The sequence below is a fragment of the Flavobacterium covae genome (assembly GCF_001534645.1).
Taxonomy (GTDB): domain Bacteria; phylum Bacteroidota; class Bacteroidia; order Flavobacteriales; family Flavobacteriaceae; genus Flavobacterium; species Flavobacterium covae.
This window is the reverse complement of sequence record NZ_CP013992.1, coordinates 2,455,084-2,480,154: the sequence shown is the minus strand read 5'-3', so window position 1 is coordinate 2,480,154 and position 25,071 is coordinate 2,455,084. Positions and strand designations below refer to the sequence as shown.

Genomic DNA, 25,071 nt, shown 5'->3' with positions numbered 1-25,071 from the left:
ATGAGACATAAAATTCTATTTTTCTTACTGTTTAATGTGTCTCTTTTTTCTCAAATACAGACTAATACATTAGAAACAGGTTTTTTCGGACCTTTTATACCACAGCAAAATATCTTGTGGAATTCAATTCAAACTAAAAAAGAAGCCTTTGATAAAAAAATACAAAAAGAGTACGATTTAATAAAAGATTGTCCAAATAAAACTAATTTGGATACACTTAATGGAAAATTGATCTATGAAGAACTTATTAATAATACAATAAAAGCTAATAAGGCTTCACGATTTGACGCACTAGGACACGATTATATAAACGAACAAATAGCTAAATACATTAATGGTGTTAAATCATTTGGTTCGATCATTATTTCTGAAATAGGTGGTTTTGCTAATATGACCCGAGATTATTTTAAAAATTTTAAAGATAATTTTCGGGAAATAGGAGGTGTGCATGCAATAGATGAACACGCTGAAGATGTTACAGCTGTAATGATCGGGGGAGACCCCACAAAATTTCAGCGTGGTGTTTTTGTAGGTAAAAACCTAAATAATAATGTAATAGGTCAGTATTCAGTTAGTGGAGGAATCGGTTCATTAAGAGACTATAAAGAGGAATTGAAAAAAGATCCGTCTAAATTTTTTGCCATTAATTGTTCATGGGGAGCTCCTTTTCAATGGACAGTAACCGAAGGAATACCTTATTGGCGAGGAGGTTTTAATGGAGATGATTATCTAGATAGACTAAAAGATATTTCTTATAAAGAAAAAGAGTATAATCAATTTTCTTATTTAAATAATAACCAAGCGGTTCTGTTATTTGCAGCTGGAAATCACGGTCATAGAGGATCGGAAGAAATTGACTCAAAAATACAGTTGGGCTCCGATATTTATGTAGATGACCAAAATGGAAAGAAAATTAAAATCCCCTACGGAAGCAATGGCGTTTTATACCCAAAACCTTCCCAAATAAATGGTTCTATTAATTCTTATGCTGGGGGGAAAAACCTAATAACTGTAGGTGCTACAAGTATGCTGAATGATGCTGGAAATTATTCTGTAACAGAATATACCTCTATTGGACCTACTACAGATGGACGTATAAAACCTGATATTTGTGCAGAGGGTCAGACTATTGATTTTAATTTTAAAAAAGAAGAAGGGACATCCTTTGCAACCCCATTAGTAAGTTCTATTGTCTCGGCATTTTCTGAAGAATATAAAATAAATAATGGTCAATATCCTACAGCTACAACAATTAAAGCCTCTTTAATAAATAGTGCATTGGATATAGGCGATCCAGGTCCTGATTATATGTCAGGTTGGGGGCAATGTAATGGAGAAGAATTATTTAGATACGCTGCTAAAAACGCCTTAGTTATCCAAGATGTAAAAACACTAAGAGCTAGTTCTGAAATAATATATAAAATTCCGTTGTATTATCCAGGAGGAGATGTGCCTAAAATAACAGCAGCATGGATGGATGAAGATTTTGGGTTTGGGTTGAATGCAAATATAGATTTAAGTTTACAATCACAGCAAGGAGATATTTATCAGCCCTATATATTAGATGCTAAAAATCCTAAGAAGCCAGCTATTAATGGTATAGATAAGATTAATACAGTAGAACAAATTTCTCCAGAATACTTATCAAAAGGATATTACACCCTTATTGTTAAAGGAGAATCTCTAAAAGGGAATCAATTAGCCTGCCCCTTGAGTATTGTTATGTCTGGTTTTCTGCCTTATGTTACTATTGATATGGATGTAGCTAATGCACAAGGTAATGTAGGAGACCTATTTAAAATAGGTTTTGTACAAGAAGCAAACCCGCTAGACAATAAAGTACAAACGGTAGAATTTGTAAAAGCTATTCTGACAAATAAAAAATCAGGTAATAATTATGAATTAAGTAAAGATTCTGGTTTATGCCTTTTAGGGGATGTTTGTTTTTTTAAAGGGTTAAATGAAATAGGACAATATGATGTAGAGGTTTTTGTGAAAATTATCAATACAGATGGTTTGGTTGTTGAATCTTCTCAAAAATTTAGAAGAGTATATGAAGTGATTGGTAATTTTACCATGCCTACTGTAGATTTTGACGTTCCTGACTTAGAGTTAGTACCAGGGCAATTTGAACCCGCTTATATAAACATTCAAGCGGAAGATACAGACTCAAATAATTACCCACAAAAGTTTGATTTAGTTTTAAACTATAATGGAAAAGAAATTACATTAGGAGGGCAAGAACTAAAATGCAAAGGAGATTTTATAAGTAAAAAAATAGAAATAAATTTTCCAGGAACTTTTTATTTTACAATAAAAGATAAATTAAACAATAGAAAGCTAGATTCAAATAAGGAAACGTTATCTTATGCTTTTACAGTTGCAGATAAAAAAATAACACTAGATTTTACAAAGCCTGACTGTGAGGATAATTTTAAAGTTCTAGTTAAAAATCCTTCGCCTGATGTTGTTGATTATGAATGGACTAAATTTACTAGTTCAGGAGGGACAGTCGCCGAAAAAACAATTACTACAGAATTACCTCTTAAAAACAGTGAATATATAGCTGTAAAAGTTAAAGAAAATTCAAAAAATAATTATTTCGTTATATCAGATCAGACTTTTAAAAAGTTTTTACGTTATAATGATACTAATGGAACAAACTTTAAGCCAACGGTAGAAGAATACAAACAAGATCCAACCGTTTTGTTACCAGGAGATTTTGTTTTTTATTATGATACAACCAGCAGAAAAATTATTTCTAAGTCTAATAAAAACTATGGCTTAAAATTTGTTGGGGGGGCTGTTGTTTGTTCTACAATGGATCAAGCCGATCTTTTTGATCTGAGTAGAGACAGTAATAAAAATGTATTATATACAGTAAAAAACGTTACCACAAATAGCTATTTAAATATTACTAAAGAAGGAACAATAGAAATTTCATCTACTGAAAAAAAACTAATGTTATCCATGGGATTAAAATCTACACCTAGTAATTCAGATAAAGTAGATTTACCAAATTCAGAAATACCGGCGATTAGCTTAACAGAAAGTACTGCTGAATTTTGTCCAGCTAAAGGAACCAGTTCTTTTACGCTAACGGCTCAAGCTACCGATCCTAGTAAACAAAACGTGTTACAAAATTTATTATCATCAAATCCTAATGCAACTGTCCAGTTTATAAAAGATGGAGTTGTTCAACAAAATAGCAAATCTTTAACAACTACAGGAACCAGTTCAGGTATTTATCAAGCAGTTGTAACCACAGGATCTTGTTATAAACGTTCGGAAGCGGACTTTGTAAAATCATGTAATCAGGAAGAAAACGAATCTTATGATAATACTCCTAAACCAGGTCCAGGGGGAGGGGCATTAGTTGCAATAGCAGGAGCCGCAGGAGCCACTATAGCAGGTTCAGGTCAGTTTGTAGTAGGGGTGTTAGGAGGCTTATTTGCTATACCAAGTGGTTTTGTTTCTTACACACCAAGTGGAAATTCTCTAAAAACACGCTTCAGTACTGTGAAAATTGAAGATAACACCAATGTCTTATTTACTAATTCATACACTGAATATAAAGATTATGATTTAGGTACTACTTCACAAGTGAGCTTGACATCAGGTGTAGATTATTATTTTTCAGCTGCTCAAAGTAATAACGATGGGACAACAAGTTTTAACAAACCTAAATTTTTTATAGACTTAAATAATGATGGTATTTTAGAAGCTAGTGAAGATGTTTTGTTCAAATCCGTACTAGTATCAGGACGATACAAATTTACATTACCAACTAATTTTAGAGTTAATGCTTCAACTAAAGCTCTTCTTTATGCTTCATCTAATAGTGCAAAACAAGAAATAATATTAAAAATACAATTAGAAGTTAAGACTAGATTTACAAAGGTAGAAGTAAAGGAAACTGCAGGTACAGTTCTATTTACATATAATTTTCCAAGTCCATATAATGGATATGCAAATTATGACATTAGTTCAGCAGCCCCAGTGGCTATTTATACAGCGGGTCAAAATTATCAGTTTGTTCCTACTCAAAACAATAGCGATGGTAGCACATCTTATGGGAAACCTAATTTCTTTGTTGACTTAAATGGTGATGGAATTTTACAAAATTCAGAAGATCTGTTATTAAGTAGTAATTTGGTAGCAGGACGTTATGATTTTCAAATTCCTTCATGTTGTGTAGGTACAGGTGCCGTTTTAGCTAAATATGTAGCCATTGCTGGTAGTGCAAAACAAGAAATTTTATTCAGAGTAAGTTTATTAAAAACACGTTTTAATCAAATTACCATTACTGATTCTTCTGGTTCAAAAATTTATGACAAACGTTTTGTAGGTTTTTATGGATCATATTCAGATTATGACATGATGTCTAAATCTAGTTATACTATATTTAAATCAGGAGAAACCTATACATTCAGTTCAACTCAAACGAATAGTAATGGATCATCTGTTTTTGGGAAACCTAAATTTTATCTAGATTTTAATAAAGATGAAAATTTTACAGAAGATGAAAATGTGTTGAAAGATGCAATACTCAGAAATGGTAATTATGATTTTGTTATAAATTCAAAAAATACTACAGGAAGTTATAACGCTATGTACGTAGCCATAAGTGGAAAAGCACAACAAAAAATTAAATTTAATACCAATTATAAGTTTGTTCCCAACTTTTCTACTACAATATCAGGCAATCCTAAGTTATGTGCTAATGATACTCAAAGATATTTAGTAAATATCACAGGAGATACAACGATTGGATATAAATATATATGGTATCTTAATAATATTCGTCAATCCACAAATAGTTCCGATATTACTTTTACAGGAGCTGTTTTAAATACAGGAGACACATTAAAATCAGTTGTATTTACGGATTTAGATCCTACTACTACAAAAGAAGTTTCTCTTGTAATAGAAAAACAAACCTCTCCTTCGAATATAGTTATTAACGGAGTACGCCCTTTTTGTTCAAATGATGATAATTTAACTTTAAGTTTGAATGTTACAGGAGGTAGTGGAACATTTATATACAAGTGGTATAAGAATGGGATTAAGTTAGTAGAAGGTACTGATATGTCGGCTTTCGCTCTAATTCCTATGGAATGGTCAAATAACGACCGTATAAAAGCATCAGTCTCTTATCAATGCACATCAGGTAGCTGGATTGAAACATTTTCGGAAGAACATACAGTTGTTAAAAATACTTCACCAAGTGCTGTTGCAGTAACTGGATTACGAGCATTTTGCAATTCAGATTTGATTTCTTTATCTGCTAATATAACAGGAGGCTCAGGAAGATTCTTTTATTACTGGACAAAAAACGGGATACGCGTATCAGAAGGCTATGATAAATCCACTTATATTTTAGAAGGAAATCAATGGAGTAATGGTGATAAACTAAAATTAGTGGTTAGCTATCAATGTATTTCAGGAAGTTGGGTAGAAACACCTTCACAAGAATATACTGTAGAGAAATACACGTCCCCAACTTCATTAGCTGTAAACGGTTTAGCTCCTTTTTTAGCAAGTGATAGCTTAAACTTAAGTTTAACACAAACTGGCGGTACAGGAAGTTACTATTACTATTGGACAAAAAATGGGACACGAGTATATGAAGGATATGGTCTATCAACCTACACTTTACAAGGGTCTCAGTGGTCAAATGGCGACAAATTACGAGTAGGAATAGCTTATCAATGCGTAGCAGGTAATTGGATAGACATCCTATCGCCAGAATATACAATAGATGAACGAACAGCACCTACTTCCGTTTCGTTTTCAGGATTAGGAACTTTAAGCGGTTGTGAAACTTCCTACCGTGTATCCGCAAATACAGTAGGAGGAGTAGGATGTGATAGACTATATTATATATGGTATAAAAATGGACAACGTGTTACAGAAGGATTCGATAAAGCAAATTATACAGTAGATAAAGCAAATTGGTCTAACGGAGATAAATTGAAATTACAAGTTGATTATTTAACTCGTATAGGAGGATCATGGTCTAATTTGTACTCACAAGAATCAACAATAGTAAAAAACAGTTCGCCAAGTTCACTTGCAATTTCAGGATTAAAACCTTTCTGTGATTCAGATGGTATCTCTTTATCTGCTAACATAACAGGAGGCTCTGGAAGATTTTTTTACTATTGGACAAAAAATGGAACACGCGTATCAGAAGGCTATGATAAATCTAATTATACATTGCAAGGAAATCAATGGAGCAATGGCGATAAATTAAAAATGGTTGTGAGTTATCAATGCGCATCAGGTAGTTGGATAGAAACAGCTTCACAAGAGTATAGCGTCAATAAAAATATTCGCCCATTGAATGTTTATGTAAATGGATTAAGAACTTTAGGAACTTGTGAATCAGGACTTGATTTGAATATTGTTACAGAAGGAGGAAATGGATCATTTTATTACGTATGGTTAAAAAATGATATACGTATTGCGGAAGGATATGACAAGAGAAATTATAGATTGAATAGAAATGATTGGACGAATGGTGATAAATTAAAAGTATTAGTTCAAGTTCAATGTGCAACAGGTTTTTTTGATGGTACAATTACTTACGATTTGCCAATAACCATATCTAATATACCTAATATACCTATTGTAAACAAAGAAATTATACAACTTTGTTCTAATGAAGAAACCTCAGTTACAGTTTCTGGTTTTGATTCAGGAGATCAAATAAGATGGTATAAAAACAACGTACTTACACAAGAAACAAGCAAAGATTTTTACTTGCAATCTAACAGTTGGAATAATGGTGATGTGATAAGTGCCGAATTTGTTCGTAATAATTGTGTTAGTCCAAGAAAAAATATAACGGTTTACAAAAATACTTCACCAAGTGCTATTGCAGTAACTGGATTACGAGCATTTTGCAATTCAGATTTGATTTCTTTATCTGCTAATATAACAGGAGGCTCAGGAAGATTCTTTTATTACTGGACAAAAAACGGGATACGCGTATCAGAAGGCTATGATAAATCCACTTATATTTTAGAAGGAAATCAATGGAGTAATGGTGATAAACTAAAATTAGTGGTTAGCTATCAATGTATTTCAGGAAGTTGGGTAGAAACACCTTCACAAGAATATACTGTAGAGAAATACACGTCCCCAACTTCATTAGCTGTAAACGGTTTAGCTCCTTTTTTAGCAAGTGATAGCTTAAACTTAAGTTTAACACAAACTGGCGGTACAGGAAGTTACTATTACTATTGGACAAAAAATGGGACACGAGTATATGAAGGATATGGTCTATCAACCTACACTTTACAAGGGTCTCAGTGGTCAAATGGCGACAAATTACGAGTAGGAATAGCTTATCAATGCGTAGCAGGTAATTGGATAGACATCCTATCGCCAGAATATACAATAGATGAGCGAACAGCACCTACTTCCGTTTCGTTTTCAGGATTAGGAACTTTAAGCGGTTGTGAAACTTCCTACCGTGTATCCGCAAATACAGTAGGAGGAGTAGGATGTGATAGACTATATTATATATGGTATAAAAATGGACAACGTATTACAGAAGGATTCGATAAAGCAAATTATACAGTAGATAATACAAATTGGTCTAACGGAGATAAATTGAAATTACAAGTTGATTATTTAACTCGTATAGGAGGATCATGGTCTAATTTGTACTCACAAGAATCAACAATAGTAAAAAACAGTTCGCCAAGTTCACTTGCAATTTCAGGATTAAAACCTTTCTGTGATTCAGATGGTATCTCTTTATCTGCTAACATAACAGGAGGCTCTGGAAGATTTTTTTACTATTGGACAAAAAATGGAATACGCGTATCAGAAGGCTATGATAAATCAACCTATACCTTACAAGGAAATCAATGGAGCAATGGCGATAAATTAAAAATGGTTGTGAGTTATCAATGCGCATCAGGTAGTTGGATAGAAACACCTTCGCAAGAATATACAATTGTTAAAAATACTTCACCAAATGCTGTTGCCGTAACTGGATTACGAGCATTTTGTGATTCGGATGGTATTTCTTTATCTGCTAATGTAACAGGAGGCTCAGGAAGATTCTTTTATTACTGGACAAAAAACGGGACACGCGTGTCAGAAGGCTATGATAAATCTAATTATACATTGCAAGGAAATCAATGGAATAATGGAGATAGATTGAAATTGATTGTGAGTTATCAATGTGTTTCAGGTAGTTGGATAGAAACAGCTTCACAAGAGTATAACCTAGATAAATATACCTCTCCAAGTACTGTTGCAATAGCAGGATTACGCTCATTTTGTAATTCAGAAGAATTGTCTTTAACAGCTAATCTTACAGGAGGAACAGCTAATTTTTATTATTACTGGACTAAAAATGATGTGAGAGTACATGAAGGATACGGAAGATCTACTTACACATTAAAGGGATCAGAGTGGTCAAATGGAGACAAAATAAGATTAGTAGCTAGTTACCAATGTATATCAGGAACTTGGATTGAAACCTCTTCGCAAAGTTATATAGTAGAAAAAAATACTTCACCAAGTTCCGTTGCAATATCAGGATTACGGATATTGTATGGTTCAGGAGATGCCTCATCATTAAGCGCTAGTCTTACAGGAGGGTCAGGAAATTATTATTACTACTGGACTAAAAACGGAGTACGAGTTTATGAAGGATATGGTAGATCTAGTTATACACTAAAAGGATCTGAATGGGCAAATGGTGATAAAATAAAATTAGTCGCCAGTTACCAATGTTTATCAGGGGTTTGGATAGAAACCCATTCTCAAGAATACACGGTTCAAAAAAGAGAAATACCTAATTTAGTGTATGATTATAATTATAATTGGCCAGGTTTTCATGTGTTTATATGGAAATATAATAATGGAGAAGTAGTGAAAGGAAAAGATGTGGCAGAAGTAACGTGGAGTTGGGATCAGATGGGATTCCCAGATCAAAATTTTTCTAGAACGTATTATCCAGGTGAAACGGATGGAATAACGGAAAGTAGAAGTACTTTTTTGATGAATTGTCTTTTTGGTAAAAGAGGGAATGTGACTTCTAAATTAAAAATGAGAGACGGTAGAGTATATGTTATACAAATTTACATACCATGTTATGGAGGTGACAATCCTGTTGTAGTTGCTTCTTCTAGATTAGATCAAACTCAAGTAGTTTCTACTAATAATAATAAATGTAAAGTGTATCCAAACTATATTTCACAAAATGAAGAAGTAATTAATTTAGATTGTGAAAGTTACGAAGATATTAAAGAAGTTGTTTTAGTTAATACCATAGGACAACGTTTTGAATTGAAATTTGATAAAACAGCTAAGAAAATTTATTTACCAATCAATATGAAAAATGGTATGTATTATATAAACTTAGAGAGATATCAGGCAGAAAATTCAGTTTACAAAATATTAGTTAAATAAATTGTATAAACTTTTCTTATAAAAATCAGGCTTGAAAATTTTCAAGCCTGATTAATTTTAAATGTTAAAGATATTAATTTCAAGATGGTATTGAATTATTCTTAAAATATCCTTTATATTCGCAACAAAAAAGATTATAATTAATATTATGAAAAAATTAGTTCTATCTCTAATTACGGCTATTATACTTATACCCACAAGTGTAAAAGCAGATGAGGGGATGTGGTTTTTAATGTTTATAGAACGTTTAAACCACCGCGATATGCAAAAAATGGGACTTCAGCTGACTTCTGAAGAAATTTATAGTATCAATAATAATAGTTTAAAAAATGCTATTGTTCAGTTTAATGGAGGCTGTACAGCTGAAATGATATCTAAAGAAGGTTTAGTTTTAACTAACCACCACTGTGGTTATGATGCTATAGCTGAATTGTCTAGTGCTGAAAAAAATCATTTAAAAAACGGATTTTGGGCTAGTTCTAAAAAAGAAGAATTAAAACCATCTAGTTTGTTTGTTCGTTTTTTTGTTCGTATGGACGATTGTACAAAAAGAATTTTAGCCGTTGTGAATGATTCAATGACCGAAGCTGAACGTGAAAAAGCAATCAACGCTGAAATTGCAAAAATTGAAAAAGAAAATAACGATGGCGGTAAATATGTAGTTTCTGTACGTCCTTTTTTTCAAGGAAATGAGTACTACTACTTTGTTTACCAAGATTATAAAGATGTACGTTTAGTAGGAACACCGCCAGAAAGTTTAGGTAAATTTGGTGGTGATACGGACAACTGGGAGTGGCCACGTCATACAGCGGATTTTTCTATGTTCCGTGTATACGCTGATGCTAATGGTAATCCTGCAGAATACTCTGAAAACAATGTGCCTTTAAAACCGAAACACCATTTACCAGTTAATTTAGGTGGTGTTAAAGAAGGTGATTTTGCAATGATTATGGGATATCCAGGTCGTACAAATCGTTGGATGCCAGCAGGAGGAATTGAGCAAAACGTAAAATATGCTTATCCAGCTTGGGTTGAAGGAGCTAAAACAGGTATGGATAATATGAAAAAATATATGAATCAAAGTGATGCTTTGAATCTAATATATGCTTCTAAATTTGCTTCTACAGCCAACTATTGGAAAAATCGTCAAGGAATGATCGATGCTTTGACTAAGTTTGGTACAGCTAAAACAAAAGCAGCTCAAGAAGCTAAATTCAATATTTGGGCAAATAAAGCAGAAAACAAAGCACAGTATGGAAATGTGGTTGAAACTATCAACAATTTCTATAAAATGACAAATGAAAAAGCACGTCATGATAACTATATGATGCAAATGTTCCGTACCTCTAACTTTGCTTCTATTGGTAGAACTATTGGTAAGCAATTAGAAATGTATGCTAAAGCAGATGCTGCCAAACGTGCACAATTAGCTCCAGTTATTTTAAAAATGACAGATGAGTTGTATAAAGAAGTGCATATTCCTGCTGAAAAAGATATTTTAGCTGCGCAATTAAAATTATATGCTACTAAATCTACAGGTTATTCTATTGCTCCTAAAGTGGCTGAATTAGCTAAAACAAATAATAATGACTTTACAGCCTATGTAAATAAAGCTTTCGATTTGAGTTTATTTACATCTAAAGAAAAAATTACAGCATTCCTTGCTAACCCAAATGAGACAGCTCTTCTTACTGATCCTTTGTATGTATTATCTGATGATATGTTAACGCATTTTTCATCTAAATCAGATGCGATTGCAAAAGCACAAAACGATTTTGGTGTGGCATTTCGTAAATTAGTACAAGGATTACGTGATTCTAAAATTGGAGATATAAAATATCCAGATGCTAACTCTACTTTACGTTTAACCTATGGTAAGGTGCGTGCATTGCCAGCAGATAAGCGTAATGAAGCAACTATCAATAACTACACTACTTTAGCAGGTCAAGTTAAAAAATACAAAAAAGAAGATGCAGAGTTTGATTTGCCAACTCGTGTGTTAGAAATGAATAAAAACAAAGATTTTGGTCGTTATGCCGATAAAGATGGAACTTTACACGTGAATTTCTTATCTGATAATGATATAACAGGTGGTAACTCAGGTTCTCCTGTCTTAAATGGTAAAGGAGAATTAATAGGTCTAGCTTTTGATGGAAACATTGAAGCAATGGCAGGAGATGTAATCTTTGATAAAAAATTACAAAGAACAATTAACTGTGATATTCGTTATGTATTATGGGTAATAGAGAATTTCTCAGGTGCCAAACATATTGTAGATGAAATGACATTAGTAAAATAATACGTTTATATAATGACATGTAGTGTAAAAGCTGGACTCAATTGAGTTCAGCTTTTTTATTTACAATATTATTATATTTTTGATGTATGAAACTACTATTAGAAGTTAGACACTAATACGATCAACTAATAAAAGTAATTTCAAGAGAAATTAATGACCTATAAAATTTAAATAAATGAAAATATTTCAAATACTAATACTGTTTTTTTGTTATTTATTGAATGCTCAACAACCGTTAGAACAAGCATTAGAATTATATAAACAAAAGAAATACCTTCAGGCTAAACCCATTTTAGAAACAATACTCAAAACAAATCCTAAAAATATAGAAATAGTCTCAAAATTAGGAGAAATAGCCTTTTACCAAAAAGATTGGAATTATATGGTACATTATGGACAAGAATTAGTACGATTAGAACCTCAAAAAGCCGATAGTTGGTTTAAATACGGAAGTGCTTTAGCCATGAAAGCGAAAAATTCTAATAAATTGAAAGCATTAACAATGATAGGAAGTATAGAAGAAACGTTTCTAAAAACCTTAGCTTTAGATCCCAAACACATAGGAGCTCGCTGGGCATTGATTATGCTATATTGTGAGTTGCCCAAATTTCTTGGAGGAGGACAAGAAAAAGCAGATCAATATGCTAAAGAATTGATAACCTTTTCACCTATAGATGGTTATTTAGCACAAGGGTATATAGCAGTTCAATTTGATGCTTATAAAACTGCAGAGTTTTGGTTTAAAAAAGCCTATCAAATAGGTCACTCTAAAATAACCTTTGAAAAGCTATATGATTTATATACAAATAAAATAAAAGACAAAGAAAAAGCAGAACAATTAAAAAATGATTTCAAAAAGTAATTATTCTTTTGTCTTCATATTTTTATAAATGAATTAACACGTTTTTAAATAACTATAAAAAAACAAGGTTTAAAAGGACTAATATAAAGAAATTGATAATGAATAATTTAGAGCTTATTTTAAGTTGTTATATTTATTTTATATAAGAGAAAATATTTAGATGACCTTTTTATAAAAAAGGAAAGACTAGATTTTTCAAAGATAATTTAACCAAGGCTATTTCCCATAAAAAACGGATAGCTTATATTTGAACAAAATAAAATCAGGTTACGATTTATTGGGTAAGCTATTAAATACCTATACTTCTAAACCTTTAAATTTCTAGACTTGCAAATGAGAACACACTTTATAGCCATAGGCGGTGCAGCTATGCACAATTTAGCATTAGCATTGCATAATAAAGGATACCAAGTAACAGGTAGCGATGATGCTATTTTTGAACCCTCTAAATCACGATTAGAAGCTAAAGGATTATTACCATTTGATCTAGGTTGGTTTCCTGAAAAAATTACAACAGATATACAAGCTATCATTTTAGGGATGCACGCCAAAGCGGATAATCCAGAATTATTAAGAGCACAAGAATTAGGATTAAAAATTTATTCCTACCCAGAGTTTTTATACGAACAATCCAAAAACAAAACCCGAGTAGTTATAGGAGGAAGTCATGGAAAAACTACCATTACCTCTATGATTTTACATATAATGAATTATCATAATATAAAGGTAGATTATATGGTAGGAGCTTTGTTAGAAGGTTTTGATACGATGGTACATTTAACAGAAGAAAATGAATTCATTGTTTTAGAAGGTGATGAATATTTAACCTCTCCTATTGATTTACGCCCAAAATTTCATTTATATAATCCTAATATAGCATTGATTTCAGGAATAGCTTGGGATCATATTAATGTGTTTCCAACGTATGAAAATTATGTAGAGCAATTTGATGTTTTTATTCAAAAAATTACAAATGGAGGAATCCTAATTTATAACGAAAATGATTCAGAGGTAAAACAAATAGCAGAAAAAGCAGAAAATCCTATTCGTAAGATTGCTTATTCTACTCCTGAATATACTGTAGAAAAAGGAATCACCCTATTACATACGCCCGAAGGAGAAATGCCTATAGAAATTTTTGGCGAACATAATTTAAATAATTTAGCAGGAGCTAAATGGGTATGTCAATGTATGGGAGTAGATGAAGCAGAATTTTATGAAGCAATAGCCTCCTTTAAAGGAGCTTCTAAACGCTTAGAAAAAATAGCAGAATCAGATAATAAAATAGCTTATAAAGATTTTGCTCATTCACCAAGTAAAGTATCTGCTACTACAAAAGCTGTAAAAAAGCAATACCCTGATCGTAAATTGATAGCTTGTTTAGAATTACATACATACAGTAGTCTAAATGTTGAATTTTTAAAACAATACGAAGGTGCTTTAGATGCAGCCGATATAGCGGTTGTGTTTTATTCACCCGATGCTGTGAAAATTAAAAAATTAGAGGAAGTTACTTATAACCAAATAGCACAATCCTTTAAACGTGACGATTTGATTATTTATACCAATCCAACGGATTTTAAAAATTATTTGTTTAACCAAGAATTAAATAATTCCGCTTTGCTTTTGATGAGTTCAGGAAACTATGGCGGATTAAACTTTGATGAGGTTAAAGGATTGATTCAGTAATAAATCACAAAATCAATCTTTTTAAGACATTATTTCAAAAATCAAAAAATAACATTTAGTTTATTCATTCCGACAAAAGGAGGAATTTCATAATTTGTATTGTGTGATTTCTCCTTCTGATCGAAATGAGAGGTTAGTTAACTTTTCAGATGGCCTCTTTAATAAATAATAACGCAAGTTTCTTTTACAAATCAATCCTGTGTTGTTATGCTATTGGCTAAATTTTTCCATAAGGCACCATAAAGCAAACAAAGTATTGTTTCGGTAATAGGAATCAATCCAATAGCATAAAAATAATTACTTTTTTGTATATCAATTAGATAATAAGCAAGTGGTATCTGGAAAATCCAAAAACCAAGAAAATTAACTAATGTAGGAATTTTAGTATTACCAGCTCCATTAAATAGATTATTTAAAATCATTGAAATTCCATAGGAGATATAACCTAAACTGATAATTTTCATAGACTCCTTTGCTTGTGCTATAGTTTGTATGTCATTAGTGAAAAATAAGCTAATACCCTCTGCAAAAAAAATATTTATTAGTGTAATCCCTAAGCAAAGTATAATAGTGTATTTAAGTACAATTTTAGTTAATACTTTTACTCTTATACTATGTTGTGCGCCTAAATATTGACCTGTAAGAGTGGCAACAGCATTACTTAAACCCCAAATAGGGAGTATAAAAAACATCATAACTCTAACAGCTATCTGAAATCCTGCTGATCCATATTCGCCACCACTTTTAGCAATTAATTGAGCTAAATAAATCCAACTTAAAGAGGCTAATACATATTGTAATATACCAGGTATAGCAATAGAAGTAATAGATTTTATGATAGGATAATGAAACTGTATACCGTTCTTTTGAAAACCTATAGATTTTCGGATTTTGAAAATAGAATATAATTGATAAAAAACGCCTATTGCTCTACCACTGACTGTTGCCCAAGCTGCTCCCTCAATCCCCATAGCAGGAAAAATTCCCCAGCCATTTATGAGTAAAGGACATAATATGAGATTAAAACCATTTGCTATCCAAAGACTTTTCATAGCGAGTAAAGGATTACCTATACCTCGAAATATTCCATTAATTAAAAACAATAATAGAATAAAAATACTATTGCTGAAGATAATTTTAGGATAACTTATACCATAAACAATAGCCTTTTGAGAAACATTTAAAGAAGCAAAAATATCAGTAGCATAAAAATAACCTAGTATACTAATTATTAAAGAAAGTAAGCAAGAGATGATTAATGCTTGAATGATAATTTTTCCTGTTCTTTCTATTTTTTTTTCACCAATAGAAATAGAAATTAGAGCAGTAACAGCTACGCTAAAACCTACCGCTATTGAATATATTATGGTGTTGATAGATTCTGTAAAACCTATAATTTGAATGGCTAAATGACTATCTGGCAAATGCCCTACGAAGTACAAATCTACCAAAGAAAAGACTGATTCAAGGATTAACTCTAAAATCATAGGGATAGCTAATAACCAGATTCCTTCTTTAAGTCCAATAGAATTAAAATCAACAACATCATGATGTTGAAGAAATTTTAATTTTGCTTTAATAGTTTTTACCATACGGGTTTATATTGATGAATAGGATTTTCTAATGTTCCTACAAATTGTAAACTAGAAGCAGGATCAGCAAGATTCAGCATTTGTTTGTTGTTTTTAAGCTGTAAACGATTTAGACAACAAGAATCAAACGTTTTACTAAATAAATCGTATTGTATAAATAAATCTTTGAGTTGAGGATTTTGTAATTGATATTGGGCAATAGAGCTTCCTACGCTTTCCCAAAAATCAGACTCACTTAAAATACCATATTGATCTAAAATAGCAGATAGAAAACGGAAGAAATGTTGGAAAATATCATTTTGAATACTTAATATCTTTAATTTTTCGGGTAGATTCATTCGTATTCTTTCAGCCTTTTCTGGCAAAGGAGTTGTGTGGTTAAAGAGCATAATTTCTTCTGTGATGTCTTTTATTAAAACACGTTCAACGATATGGTCTTTTACTACTAGAATAAGATTTTCTCCATGTGGCATAAATACTAATTCATGGGTATAAAAGCAATGAATTAAAGGTATTAAATAAGCTTGTAAATAATGATCTATCCACAGTTTAGCATTAATCCCAGATGCTTCAATGAGATGTTTGATAAAAGGTTGACCTTCATAGTCTAAATGAAGTAATGCAGCCATGGTAAAACAATCTTCATCTTTTTGAAGTTTTGTAGCGGGGCTTTCTCTCCAAAGTGTTGCTAACATTTTGTTATGAGGAATGGTTTTTCCAAGACTTTCCCATAAAATATTACGATATCCTAAAGTGGCTACTTCTCCTAAAACAGTAAATCTTTTTGATTGTAAGAAAGCATCAGCTTGTACAAGGTTTTCTAACCAAGTAGTAATAATAGGGGTACTTTCCATATAATATGGAGAAAGACCCCGCATAAATCCCATATTGATTACAGAGAGAGCTGTTTTTGTAAAATGCTTGTTTGTATTAGAAAGATTATAGAAGGTACGTATAGATTGTTGAGCGGAGTGTTTATCAGGAGCAAACCCTAAAGGGATTAATTTTTTTTGGGCAATATCATGAGTAAAAATCAAGGTCAGTTTATTATCCCATTGCCATGGATGTACAGGGAACCAGAAGTATTCATTAGGATTTATTTTTTCAGTTTCTAGTACTTTTTGAAATATAATTTGGGTGTCGGGATCTAACTCTGTTTTGATTAGTAAGTCATAACTGAGAGAATCAATACAAGAAAATTGAGCATTACTTTTATGACCTGCTACCCATAATAATTGAATAGGGTTATTAGCTTCAGGCGAAAAAAAATTAAAATCAATGCTGCTAAAACCATTTTTACCACTATTTGCTAAAAAACAAGGATGCCCCTCGGTAACAGAATGCTCTATAGTTTGATAATCTGCATTAGGAAGTTGATTAGCACTGATTTTTTCATTTGAAATTTTATAAGCAGTGCTATAAAGAGTTGCATTAATTTCTTCTAAGTAAGTAGGCAGTAAATCAGTTGGAATTTCAAGTACGTCTTTAAATTCAAGAATAAAACTAATCAGACATAAAGGAATATTATTGCCGTTAATATCTTCTTTTACAATGCTTTCATAAGGAATATGCCAATGGTTGAGTGTTTTTAAATGAGCAGAAAATGTATAATTGTATTGATTATCTATCGTGTTTAGTCGATATTTATTTATGTTTTCATCATAAATGGGATGAATAAGTGTTTCATGCGAAAATTCTGAAATAGCTTTTCGGGTAAGAAGTCTATTTGCTTTTTCCCAATGGGTTAATTTTAGGTGTTTTATATTTTCTGCAAGAGTAGGAGCAGTAGATGTTTTTGTATTCATAATGTTATTTTATAAAGAGGCTGCCTTAGATAGTTAAAGATAAAAATTTAGTTTAGGAACTCTTACTTCAAGTAAGAGTCTAATTTTACTTCGTTTGTTATAGAGTAGACTCTATTTTTATTTTAGGTTGACTAAAAGAAAACCTTTATACGAAGCTAAGAAACAGGTTAGATAACTCTTCAGGCAGCCTCATTTTTAGAAAAGTTCAATACTAATTTTTATCTATGAGAGCATTGTAGTATTGTTGTCTTGTACAAAATTCTAATCGTGCTTTTTTATGTGGTAAATCAATGAATTTTTGAAAAACAAACCCTGCTTTTTCATTCAAAATGTGTATTTTTTCATTTTTTGCATCAGGTTCTACAACTACACGATTAATTGATGAATCACTAAAGATAAAGTCTAAGATAAACTTGAAAATGTGCCAAGTAAAACCGTTTATTTTTTTGTCAGGAGGGGCTACTAAAATATGCATACCCATATCTCCTTTTTTTACTTCATAATGTTCCTTAATAATATCTTCTTGAGGATCATAACATTCTAATAAAAAAGCTACTTTCCCTTGAAATAAACCAATGTATATATGAGTGTTTTCTACTAGTTTTTGATAAATGGTTTTCACTTCATCGTAGTTTAAACCCATCATACCCCAATAAATAGCATATTCTTTTTGAACCCACTGATAAATTATAGGTAGGTCTTGGGTTAGGTTAAATTTTCTTAGTTCAAAAAAACCTATAGACTCTATTTTTTTACTAAAACAGATCGGGTTTTCTATATTTTGATTGGATTGCTGTGTACTGTTCATACTTTCTTGATTTAAGCTATTACTTTTTTGTACGGAGCAATAGGGTTAGAAATTTTACCTTGAAATTGTAATAAGGCAACAGGATCGTCTAGATCTATCATAGTCTTATTATTATTCAGTTGTAATCTGTTTAAACAAGACAATTCAAAATCAGTAGTAAATAGATCATATTTTTCAAATTTTGCTTCTAAATGAGGTTGTGTTTGTTGGTATTCTTGAATACTTTCGGCTACTAATTCCCAAAAACGATTTTCGTCGTACTGTATTTGAGATACTAAAATGCCAGACATAAAGCGGAAGAACCCATCAAAAACGTCTATAAATATTGAAAGTAATTTTACATCCTCAGGGACTTCAGCATACATTCTTTCTAGATTTATAGGAAGTTTAATTTCTGGATTTAGAATAACGGCTTCTTCTGTAATGTCTTTCATAAATGAACGTACAGGAACATGTTCTTTTAATCCTAAAATTAAGTTTTCTCCATGTGGCATAAACACTAAATCATATTCATAAAAACAATGAAGGAGTGGTGTAAGATAAATTGAGAAATAAGATTTTAACCATTTGTCAGTAGTAAGTTTTGACGCTTTTATTATTTCGGTTAAAAAAGAGTTTCCTTCTTTATCTATATGTAATAATGCAGCCATTGTCATTAATTGTTCTCCTTTTTGAAGGTATTTTACAGGACTTTCACGCCATAGTGAGGCAATCATTTTATTGTATGGATTATGTTTCCCATAGCTCTCAAAATAAGGATTAATGTAGCTAATAGATGCTACTTCACCAAGCATACCAAATCGAACTTGTTGTAAATAACGGTCATTTTTTAATAAATCTTCTAACCATTTTGCCATTTCAGGCGCGCTACCTAAATAATAAACTGGAAGTCCTCTCATGAATCCCATATTTAAAATAGATAAAGAAGTTTTTGTATATAATTTTTGTGGATGACTTACGTTGAAAAGTGTTCGGATAGATTGTTGCGCTTGATGATAATCGGTTCCGTAACCTAAACAAATTAGATTTCCTTGAGCTATTTCAGGAGAAAAAATAATGGCGAGTTTGTTAAACCATTGCCAAGGATGTGTTGGCATAAAGAAATAATCCGATGGATTTTTTCCTTGTTCTTTGATCATGATATTGAATATTTCAATGGTTTCGTCTCCCAATTCTTGACGAATTAGAGTTTCATAATCTAGTTCTTGTGTGCCAGCATAAACTGTTCGGTCTTTTTTACCTGCTAACCATACTAATTGAAAATGATTACCTGTTTCAGGGGTATAGGCTTGATAATCAGTGCTGTTAAAGCCTATTCTTCCATTATTAGCAACAAAACCAGGATGCCCTTCGTTCATAGATTGCTCAATGGTTTGGAAATCAGCATGTACTAATTGGTGAGCGTTTAAACTATCTTTATTTAATTTAAAGATGCTGCTTTGTAAGGTACTGATTATTTCTTCTATATAAGAAGGGAATAAATCATCTGAAATTCCGATGGTGTTTTTATACTCGTTGAAAAATAAAACAGCATCTATTTTTTCTTCGGGATTGTGATTTTTAATAATAGAACTTTCATTAATCAACCAGTGATTAAGAGCTAATTTTTTTGCTTTAAAGGAGTATGAAATTTCACTATTATCGCTGATAATTTGATAAATATCTTCTCCGTTTTCTCTAGAAATAAAAGTAGGAGTAAAAATGCTTTCATGAGAAAATTCACTAATTGCTTTTTTAACCAATAATTTATTAGCGAGTGCCCAAGAGTTTTCTGTTATATGATTCGTAGCTGTTTCAGGATTTTCAATTTGGCTAAATAATTGGGATATATTTAGTGTGACAGAATTTTCAGAATCCATTTTCTTAATGAATTGTCTTCTTGTACAAAAAGAAAGGCGCGCTGTTTTATGAGGTAATTCTACGATTTTGTCATCTTTGAAACCAATTCGATGGCATATTTTAAACATTTTTTCATTTCGAATATCGGGTTCTACTACAACTCTTTCAATAGTAAGATCAGAGAAAATGAATTTCATTATAGAGGAGAAAATATTCCAAGTAAATTTGTGGATAGGACGATTTGTAGGAGCTACAATTACGTGAATACCACAATCATGATCTTTTACTTTATAGTAATCAGAGATAGGGTCATTTTTAGGATTGTATTTTTCTAGAAGAAAGGAAATTTCGCCATTTACTTGTCCTAGAAAAACCTCTGAATGTTGTATGATTTTTTCATATTCGTTTTTAATTTCTTCACTATTTTTACCTATCATACCCCAATATTGAGCATATTCTCTATTTACCCAATCGTGGATAATAGGAATATGAGTTTGGATATTGAGAGGTATAAAATCGATGGTTCCTAATCCTTTTATTAAGGTAGAAAAGACAATTTCTGATGCTATATCGGTTATATTTTTTTCCATTGTTTAAGTACTTATTGATTGTTTTCAAATTGTATGATTCTTCGTGACTTTAATTTTCTGTATAAAATATTGACACAAAGCGTTAATGCTGTAAATAAGATTATTAGTGCTAAAACATTCCATTGATTGAGGCTCCAAAATCCAAAAACATACATTCCCCAATTAATTAAAGTCCATTGAATAAAATAGATACTAGTTGTATTTTTACTTAAATAGATTATGTAACTAAAAAATTGTGTGCTAGGATTTAAAAAAATAATTAATTGATTTGATATCCAAAAAGAGAGCATCATAATTCCTAGTAAAATAATACTTCCTCCAGGACCTAGATGATAATAATCTCCAAAATGGTATTTATAATTTGTAAGGACAAGTGAAAGACCTAGTACAATTAGTCCCAAACTCTGGATTGCTAAGTTTCTAAAGAAGATTTGAGTATCATTATTGATTTCTTTTAATTGTTTACCCAAAAAGACCCCCATAAGAATAAAAGCACTCCAAGGGAATACAGGAAAATAAACATTGTATTGATTACTAAAAAATAAGTCGCATATATATTGAAGACCTAAAATATTTATTTTTAATCCGCTTAATTCTTTGGATACTATTATTATCAATAATCCTAAAAAGAAGTATATCCATTTATTATTTGTTATTTGATTAATAAAGGCTATTAACAATAAGGTTATTCCTGCTAATTGTAATATATCTCCAAGACCTAAGAAAAATAACGTTGTTTCAAGTGTTTGTGTTTTTAAATGATAAGCATTTAAAAAACGATAAGGTAATCCACCGAATATAAATTCGGGGATTATAAATTTCACAAAATTTAAAGAATAGCCTATATATAATATATATAAAGCTCTTTTTGTGATAGCATAAAAGGATTGTCTTCTGGAAAATGTAAATGATATTCCCATAGCAATAAGATACATAGCAGCTCCACGTCCTAGCCAAATAATAATTTGTCCTATCGTTGTTTCTGTTTGAGTTTCGAGTGTTCCGTATATGAGCATTGTATGCACAATAATTAAAAAGAAAACACTTATACCTCTAGTAAAATCTATTGCAGCAATTCTATTGTTTGTCAATCCCATTATGCTTTTAGGTTTGATTTTTGTTTTTCCATTTCGGTAATGCCAAATTGTTGGAAAGCAATTTGTTTTTCAATTGGATAAATTTCTTTACCTACCATTTCTTTAATGATATAAGAGTTTTTATAACAAGCCATTCCTAAGTCAGGAGTTACAAAACCATGTGTGTGTAGCTCTGCATTTTGAACAAAAATTTCAGAACTTTCTATATCAATTGTATAGTTACGATTCGTTGCATAACGACCTTTGTTATCCCAGTTAATTCTGTGGTTAATATCATTAATAAAAGAAGGGATAGTACTTGAATATCCAGTAGCTAGTACTAAGGCCTCAGTAGTATGTTCGAAGTTTTCGTCTTGTTCGACGTGATGTAATTCTAATTCAAATTTTTGAGTAATTTCATTATATTTTGAATTAATGCAAGCAGCATTTGTTCTTAAATTTACATCAATAGGATGAAGGACTTTTTTGTAATATATTGTATCAAAAATACTACCTATTAAATCTTTGTTGATTCCTTTGTATAATTCTTTTTGATTATGAATTAAATGATCTCGTTTGGCTTCTGGTAAATTATAAAAATAGTCAACATACTCAGGAGAGGTCATTTCAAGAGTTAATTTACTGTAATCCATCGGGAAAAAACGAGGAGAACGTGTAATCCAGTTAAGTTGATAGCCATGAATGTCTATTTCCTGTAAAAGGTCATTAAAAACTTCTGCTGCGCTCTGACCACTTCCTAAAACAGTTATAGATTTTTTGGATTGAAGTTGTTCTTTATTAGTTAAGTATTCTGAAGAGTGAATGGCTCTGTTTTTAAGTGAATTACATGATTTAGGAATATAAGGAGTAGTCCCTGTACCTAAAACAAGTTTACGACAAGCGTAAATATTTACTTTTTTACTTTTTGTATCCTGTACGGTAACTAAATAAATTTTTTCTTGTTCATTGTAATCTATTGTTGTAACCTCTTTACCAAAATGAACATTAGCTAGTTTGTTTATAGCCCATTGGCAGTATTGATTGTATTCATTACGTAGTAGTAAGAAATTTTCACGAATGTAAAAAGAATAAATTTTTCCTTTTTCTTTAATATAGTTTAAAAAACTAAAAGGACTGGTAGGATCAGCTAGTGTAACTAAATCAGCTAGAAAAGGAATTTGTAAAGTAGTGTCCTGTAATAACATACCAGGATGCCAGTCAAATGTTTCATTCTTATCAAAAAACAAACCATTTAATTCTTTAATAGGGTTTGTTAAGCAAGCTAATCCAAGATTAAATGGACCTACGCCAATTGCAATGAAGTCGTATGTTTTATTTTCCATAAAGTTTTAATTTTTAATTGAATATTGTTGACCGTGATGGATGATTAAATCAATTATTTCATCAATGTCATTTGTGGTTGTTAAAGGATTTAAAAGGGTGAATTTTAAGAATACTTTTTCGTTTACCTTTGTACTTGTTATGATCGCTTTTCCTTCGTTAAAAAGAGCTTTTCTTATGTATGAGTTGAGGTTACAATATGAATTATATTGATCTTGAAAAGGAGTATATCTAAAAACGATTGCGCTAATTTCAGGTTGATGGATAATTTCGAAATCATTTCTGTTTTTTAATAAGCTGGCTGTATAAAGAGCATTTTCTATAGAAGTTTCTAAATAAGAACTCAAGCCTTTTACGCCTATACAACGAAGAGTAAACCATAATTTAAGAGCATCAAATCGTCTGGTTGTTTGAATAGATTTTTTAACCATATTAGGAATACCTTCATCTTCTTGTTCCTTAGAGTTTAGATAATCAGCATGGTATTTAATATAATCAACAAATGATTTGTCACGCATAAAAAAGCCACTTGAACTTACAGGTTGATAAAAAGTCTTATGGTAATCTATTGTGACAGAGTCTGAAAGTTCAATTCCTTTTAATTTGTTTTTGTGTATATCACTTATTAGTAAACCTCCACCATAAGCAGCATCAACATGAAACCAGATATGGTTTTCTTTTGCTATAGAAGCTATTTCTTCGAGTGGATCTATAGAACCGAAATCAGTAGTACCTGCTGTTCCTATGATGGCTATAGGGATATCACCATTAGCTTTTAATTCCTCTATTTTATTTTTGAGTTCCTTGATATTCATTTTAAAATTTTTATCAACAGGAATTTGTACTATAGCATTTTGTCCTAATCCTAATAAGCTAAGATTCTTTTTTAAACTAAAATGGCTGACTTCGGAACAAAGTACTTTAAATTTTGATGCCTCTGCTGGTAAACCTTCCATTACAGGGTTTATATTGTATCTTGTTTTGATATAATGATCTCTTGCTAATAAAAGGCCCATTAAATTAGATTGTGTACCACCACTTGTAAAAATACCTTCACCATTTTTAGGATAATTTAATAATTGAAGAGTCCATTCAATTAATTTTAATTCTATGTAGGTTCCTCCTGTACTTTGATCCCAGGTATCCATAGAAGAATTTAAAGAAGATATAAAGGCTTCTGCTACAAGAGTAGGGGTAAGAATTGGACAGTTTAGATGCGCAACGTATTTTGGGTGATGAAATAGTATGCAGTCATCAAGATATATTTTTTGAATTTCGTTTAAAACCTTTTTTAGAGGCAAACCATTTTCATTGTCATATAAATCTATTTTATCAATTAAATTTTGTAAAGAAGAAATGCTCTTACCTGTATAAGGAGTGGTTCTCTTTTCGTTATTTTTAATGATTTGTCTTATGGCTTTTTTCATACTTTTCTTATAGAGATTCAAGTTTTCTCTCTCGTCAGAAAAGATATATATGTTATTGTTTAGCAGCTTTTTGTAACCCTTTTTAGGTTTAGTTTTGATAGTTGAAACTAATTCGCTCATGATTTATTTAGATTAAATAAAAATTATGAAACAAAGTAATACTTACAAATTGGATTAATCAATACCTTAAATATTGTCTTTTTTTTAATATTATAATAGTATTTAAGTACCTAATATGAGGTATATTTAGATCTGATGGTTTGATTAAGTTTAAATTATGAGAGGGGTATTTATGGTATAAAAAATGA

General features: G+C 31.1%; 11 protein-coding genes. 4 read left to right on the top strand and 7 right to left on the bottom strand.

Annotation, left to right across the window (positions count from 1 at the left end; genetic code table 11):
- From AWN65_RS10975 to AWN65_RS10960, 4 genes are all read left to right on the top strand, one after another.
- Positions 1–9,435: a S8 family serine peptidase gene (locus tag AWN65_RS10975; RefSeq protein WP_081078432.1), complete on the top strand. Its 9,435-nt coding sequence runs from the start codon at positions 1–3 to the stop codon at positions 9,433–9,435.
- A 148-nt stretch (positions 9,436–9,583) separates the two neighbouring features.
- A complete protein-coding gene (locus tag AWN65_RS10970; protein ID WP_060383194.1) occupies positions 9,584–11,734 on the top strand; it encodes a S46 family peptidase in 2,151 nt (716 codons plus the stop codon).
- Positions 11,735–11,909: 175 nt separating this feature from the next.
- Entirely contained in the window at positions 11,910–12,596 is a 687-nt protein-coding gene (locus tag AWN65_RS10965; RefSeq protein WP_060383193.1) for a tetratricopeptide repeat protein, read from the top strand.
- A gap of 333 nt (positions 12,597–12,929) precedes the next feature.
- Positions 12,930–14,285 carry a UDP-N-acetylmuramate--L-alanine ligase gene (locus tag AWN65_RS10960; protein ID WP_060383192.1) on the top strand — a complete coding sequence of 452 codons (1,356 nt, stop codon included), beginning with the start codon at positions 12,930–12,932 and terminating at the stop codon, positions 14,283–14,285.
- 191 nt (positions 14,286–14,476) lie between these two features.
- On the opposite strand, the gene AWN65_RS10955 is transcribed toward AWN65_RS10960, so the two are convergent.
- The 7 genes from AWN65_RS10955 to AWN65_RS10925 form a co-directional block, all read right to left on the bottom strand.
- Positions 14,477–15,877, bottom strand: coding sequence for an MATE family efflux transporter (locus AWN65_RS10955; protein ID WP_060383191.1), 1,401 nt, complete (start codon positions 15,875–15,877; stop codon positions 14,477–14,479).
- A complete protein-coding gene (locus AWN65_RS10950; RefSeq protein WP_060383190.1) occupies positions 15,871–17,682 on the bottom strand; it encodes an IucA/IucC family protein in 1,812 nt (603 codons plus the stop codon). The genes AWN65_RS10955 and AWN65_RS10950 overlap by 7 nt, the downstream gene beginning before the upstream one ends.
- A gap of 211 nt (positions 17,683–17,893) precedes the next feature.
- Positions 17,894–18,490, bottom strand: coding sequence for a GNAT family N-acetyltransferase (locus AWN65_RS10945; protein ID WP_063743728.1), 597 nt, complete (start codon positions 18,488–18,490; stop codon positions 17,894–17,896).
- A gap of 11 nt (positions 18,491–18,501) precedes the next feature.
- Positions 18,502–20,919, bottom strand: coding sequence for a GNAT family N-acetyltransferase (locus AWN65_RS10940; RefSeq protein ID WP_060383189.1), 2,418 nt, complete (start codon positions 20,917–20,919; stop codon positions 18,502–18,504).
- Between the two features lie 11 nt (positions 20,920–20,930).
- On the bottom strand, positions 20,931–22,016 hold the full coding sequence (locus AWN65_RS10935) for a heparan-alpha-glucosaminide N-acetyltransferase domain-containing protein (RefSeq protein ID WP_060383188.1): 1,086 nt from the start codon (positions 22,014–22,016) through the stop codon (positions 20,931–20,933).
- On the bottom strand, positions 22,016–23,338 hold the full coding sequence (locus AWN65_RS10930) for a lysine N(6)-hydroxylase/L-ornithine N(5)-oxygenase family protein (protein ID WP_060383187.1): 1,323 nt from the start codon (positions 23,336–23,338) through the stop codon (positions 22,016–22,018). Before AWN65_RS10930 ends, AWN65_RS10935 begins: the two co-directional genes overlap by 1 nt.
- A 6-nt stretch (positions 23,339–23,344) precedes the next feature.
- Positions 23,345–24,763 (bottom strand): pyridoxal phosphate-dependent decarboxylase family protein, encoded by a 1,419-nt coding sequence (locus AWN65_RS10925; RefSeq protein ID WP_235588312.1) that lies wholly within the window; start codon positions 24,761–24,763, stop codon positions 23,345–23,347.
- Between the last annotated feature and the right edge of the window lie 308 nt (positions 24,764–25,071).

Bases quoted from the DNA above. Each gene is read 5' to 3' on its own strand.
- AWN65_RS10975 (WP_081078432.1), top strand. From the start codon at position 1: ATGAGACATAAAATTCTATTTTTCTTACTGTTTAATGTGTCTCTTTTT.
- AWN65_RS10970 (WP_060383194.1), top strand. From the start codon at position 9,584: ATGAAAAAATTAGTTCTATCTCTAATTACGGCTATTATACTTATACCC.
- AWN65_RS10965 (WP_060383193.1), top strand. From the start codon at position 11,910: ATGAAAATATTTCAAATACTAATACTGTTTTTTTGTTATTTATTGAAT.
- AWN65_RS10960 (WP_060383192.1), top strand. From the start codon at position 12,930: ATGAGAACACACTTTATAGCCATAGGCGGTGCAGCTATGCACAATTTA.
- AWN65_RS10955 (WP_060383191.1), bottom strand. From the start codon at position 15,877: ATGGTAAAAACTATTAAAGCAAAATTAAAATTTCTTCAACATCATGAT.
- AWN65_RS10950 (WP_060383190.1), bottom strand. From the start codon at position 17,682: ATGAATACAAAAACATCTACTGCTCCTACTCTTGCAGAAAATATAAAA.
- AWN65_RS10945 (WP_063743728.1), bottom strand. From the start codon at position 18,490: ATGAACAGTACACAGCAATCCAATCAAAATATAGAAAACCCGATCTGT.
- AWN65_RS10940 (WP_060383189.1), bottom strand. From the start codon at position 20,919: ATGGAAAAAAATATAACCGATATAGCATCAGAAATTGTCTTTTCTACC.
- AWN65_RS10935 (WP_060383188.1), bottom strand. From the start codon at position 22,016: ATGGGATTGACAAACAATAGAATTGCTGCAATAGATTTTACTAGAGGT.
- AWN65_RS10930 (WP_060383187.1), bottom strand. From the start codon at position 23,338: ATGGAAAATAAAACATACGACTTCATTGCAATTGGCGTAGGTCCATTT.
- AWN65_RS10925 (WP_235588312.1), bottom strand. From the start codon at position 24,763: ATGAAAAAAGCCATAAGACAAATCATTAAAAATAACGAAAAGAGAACC.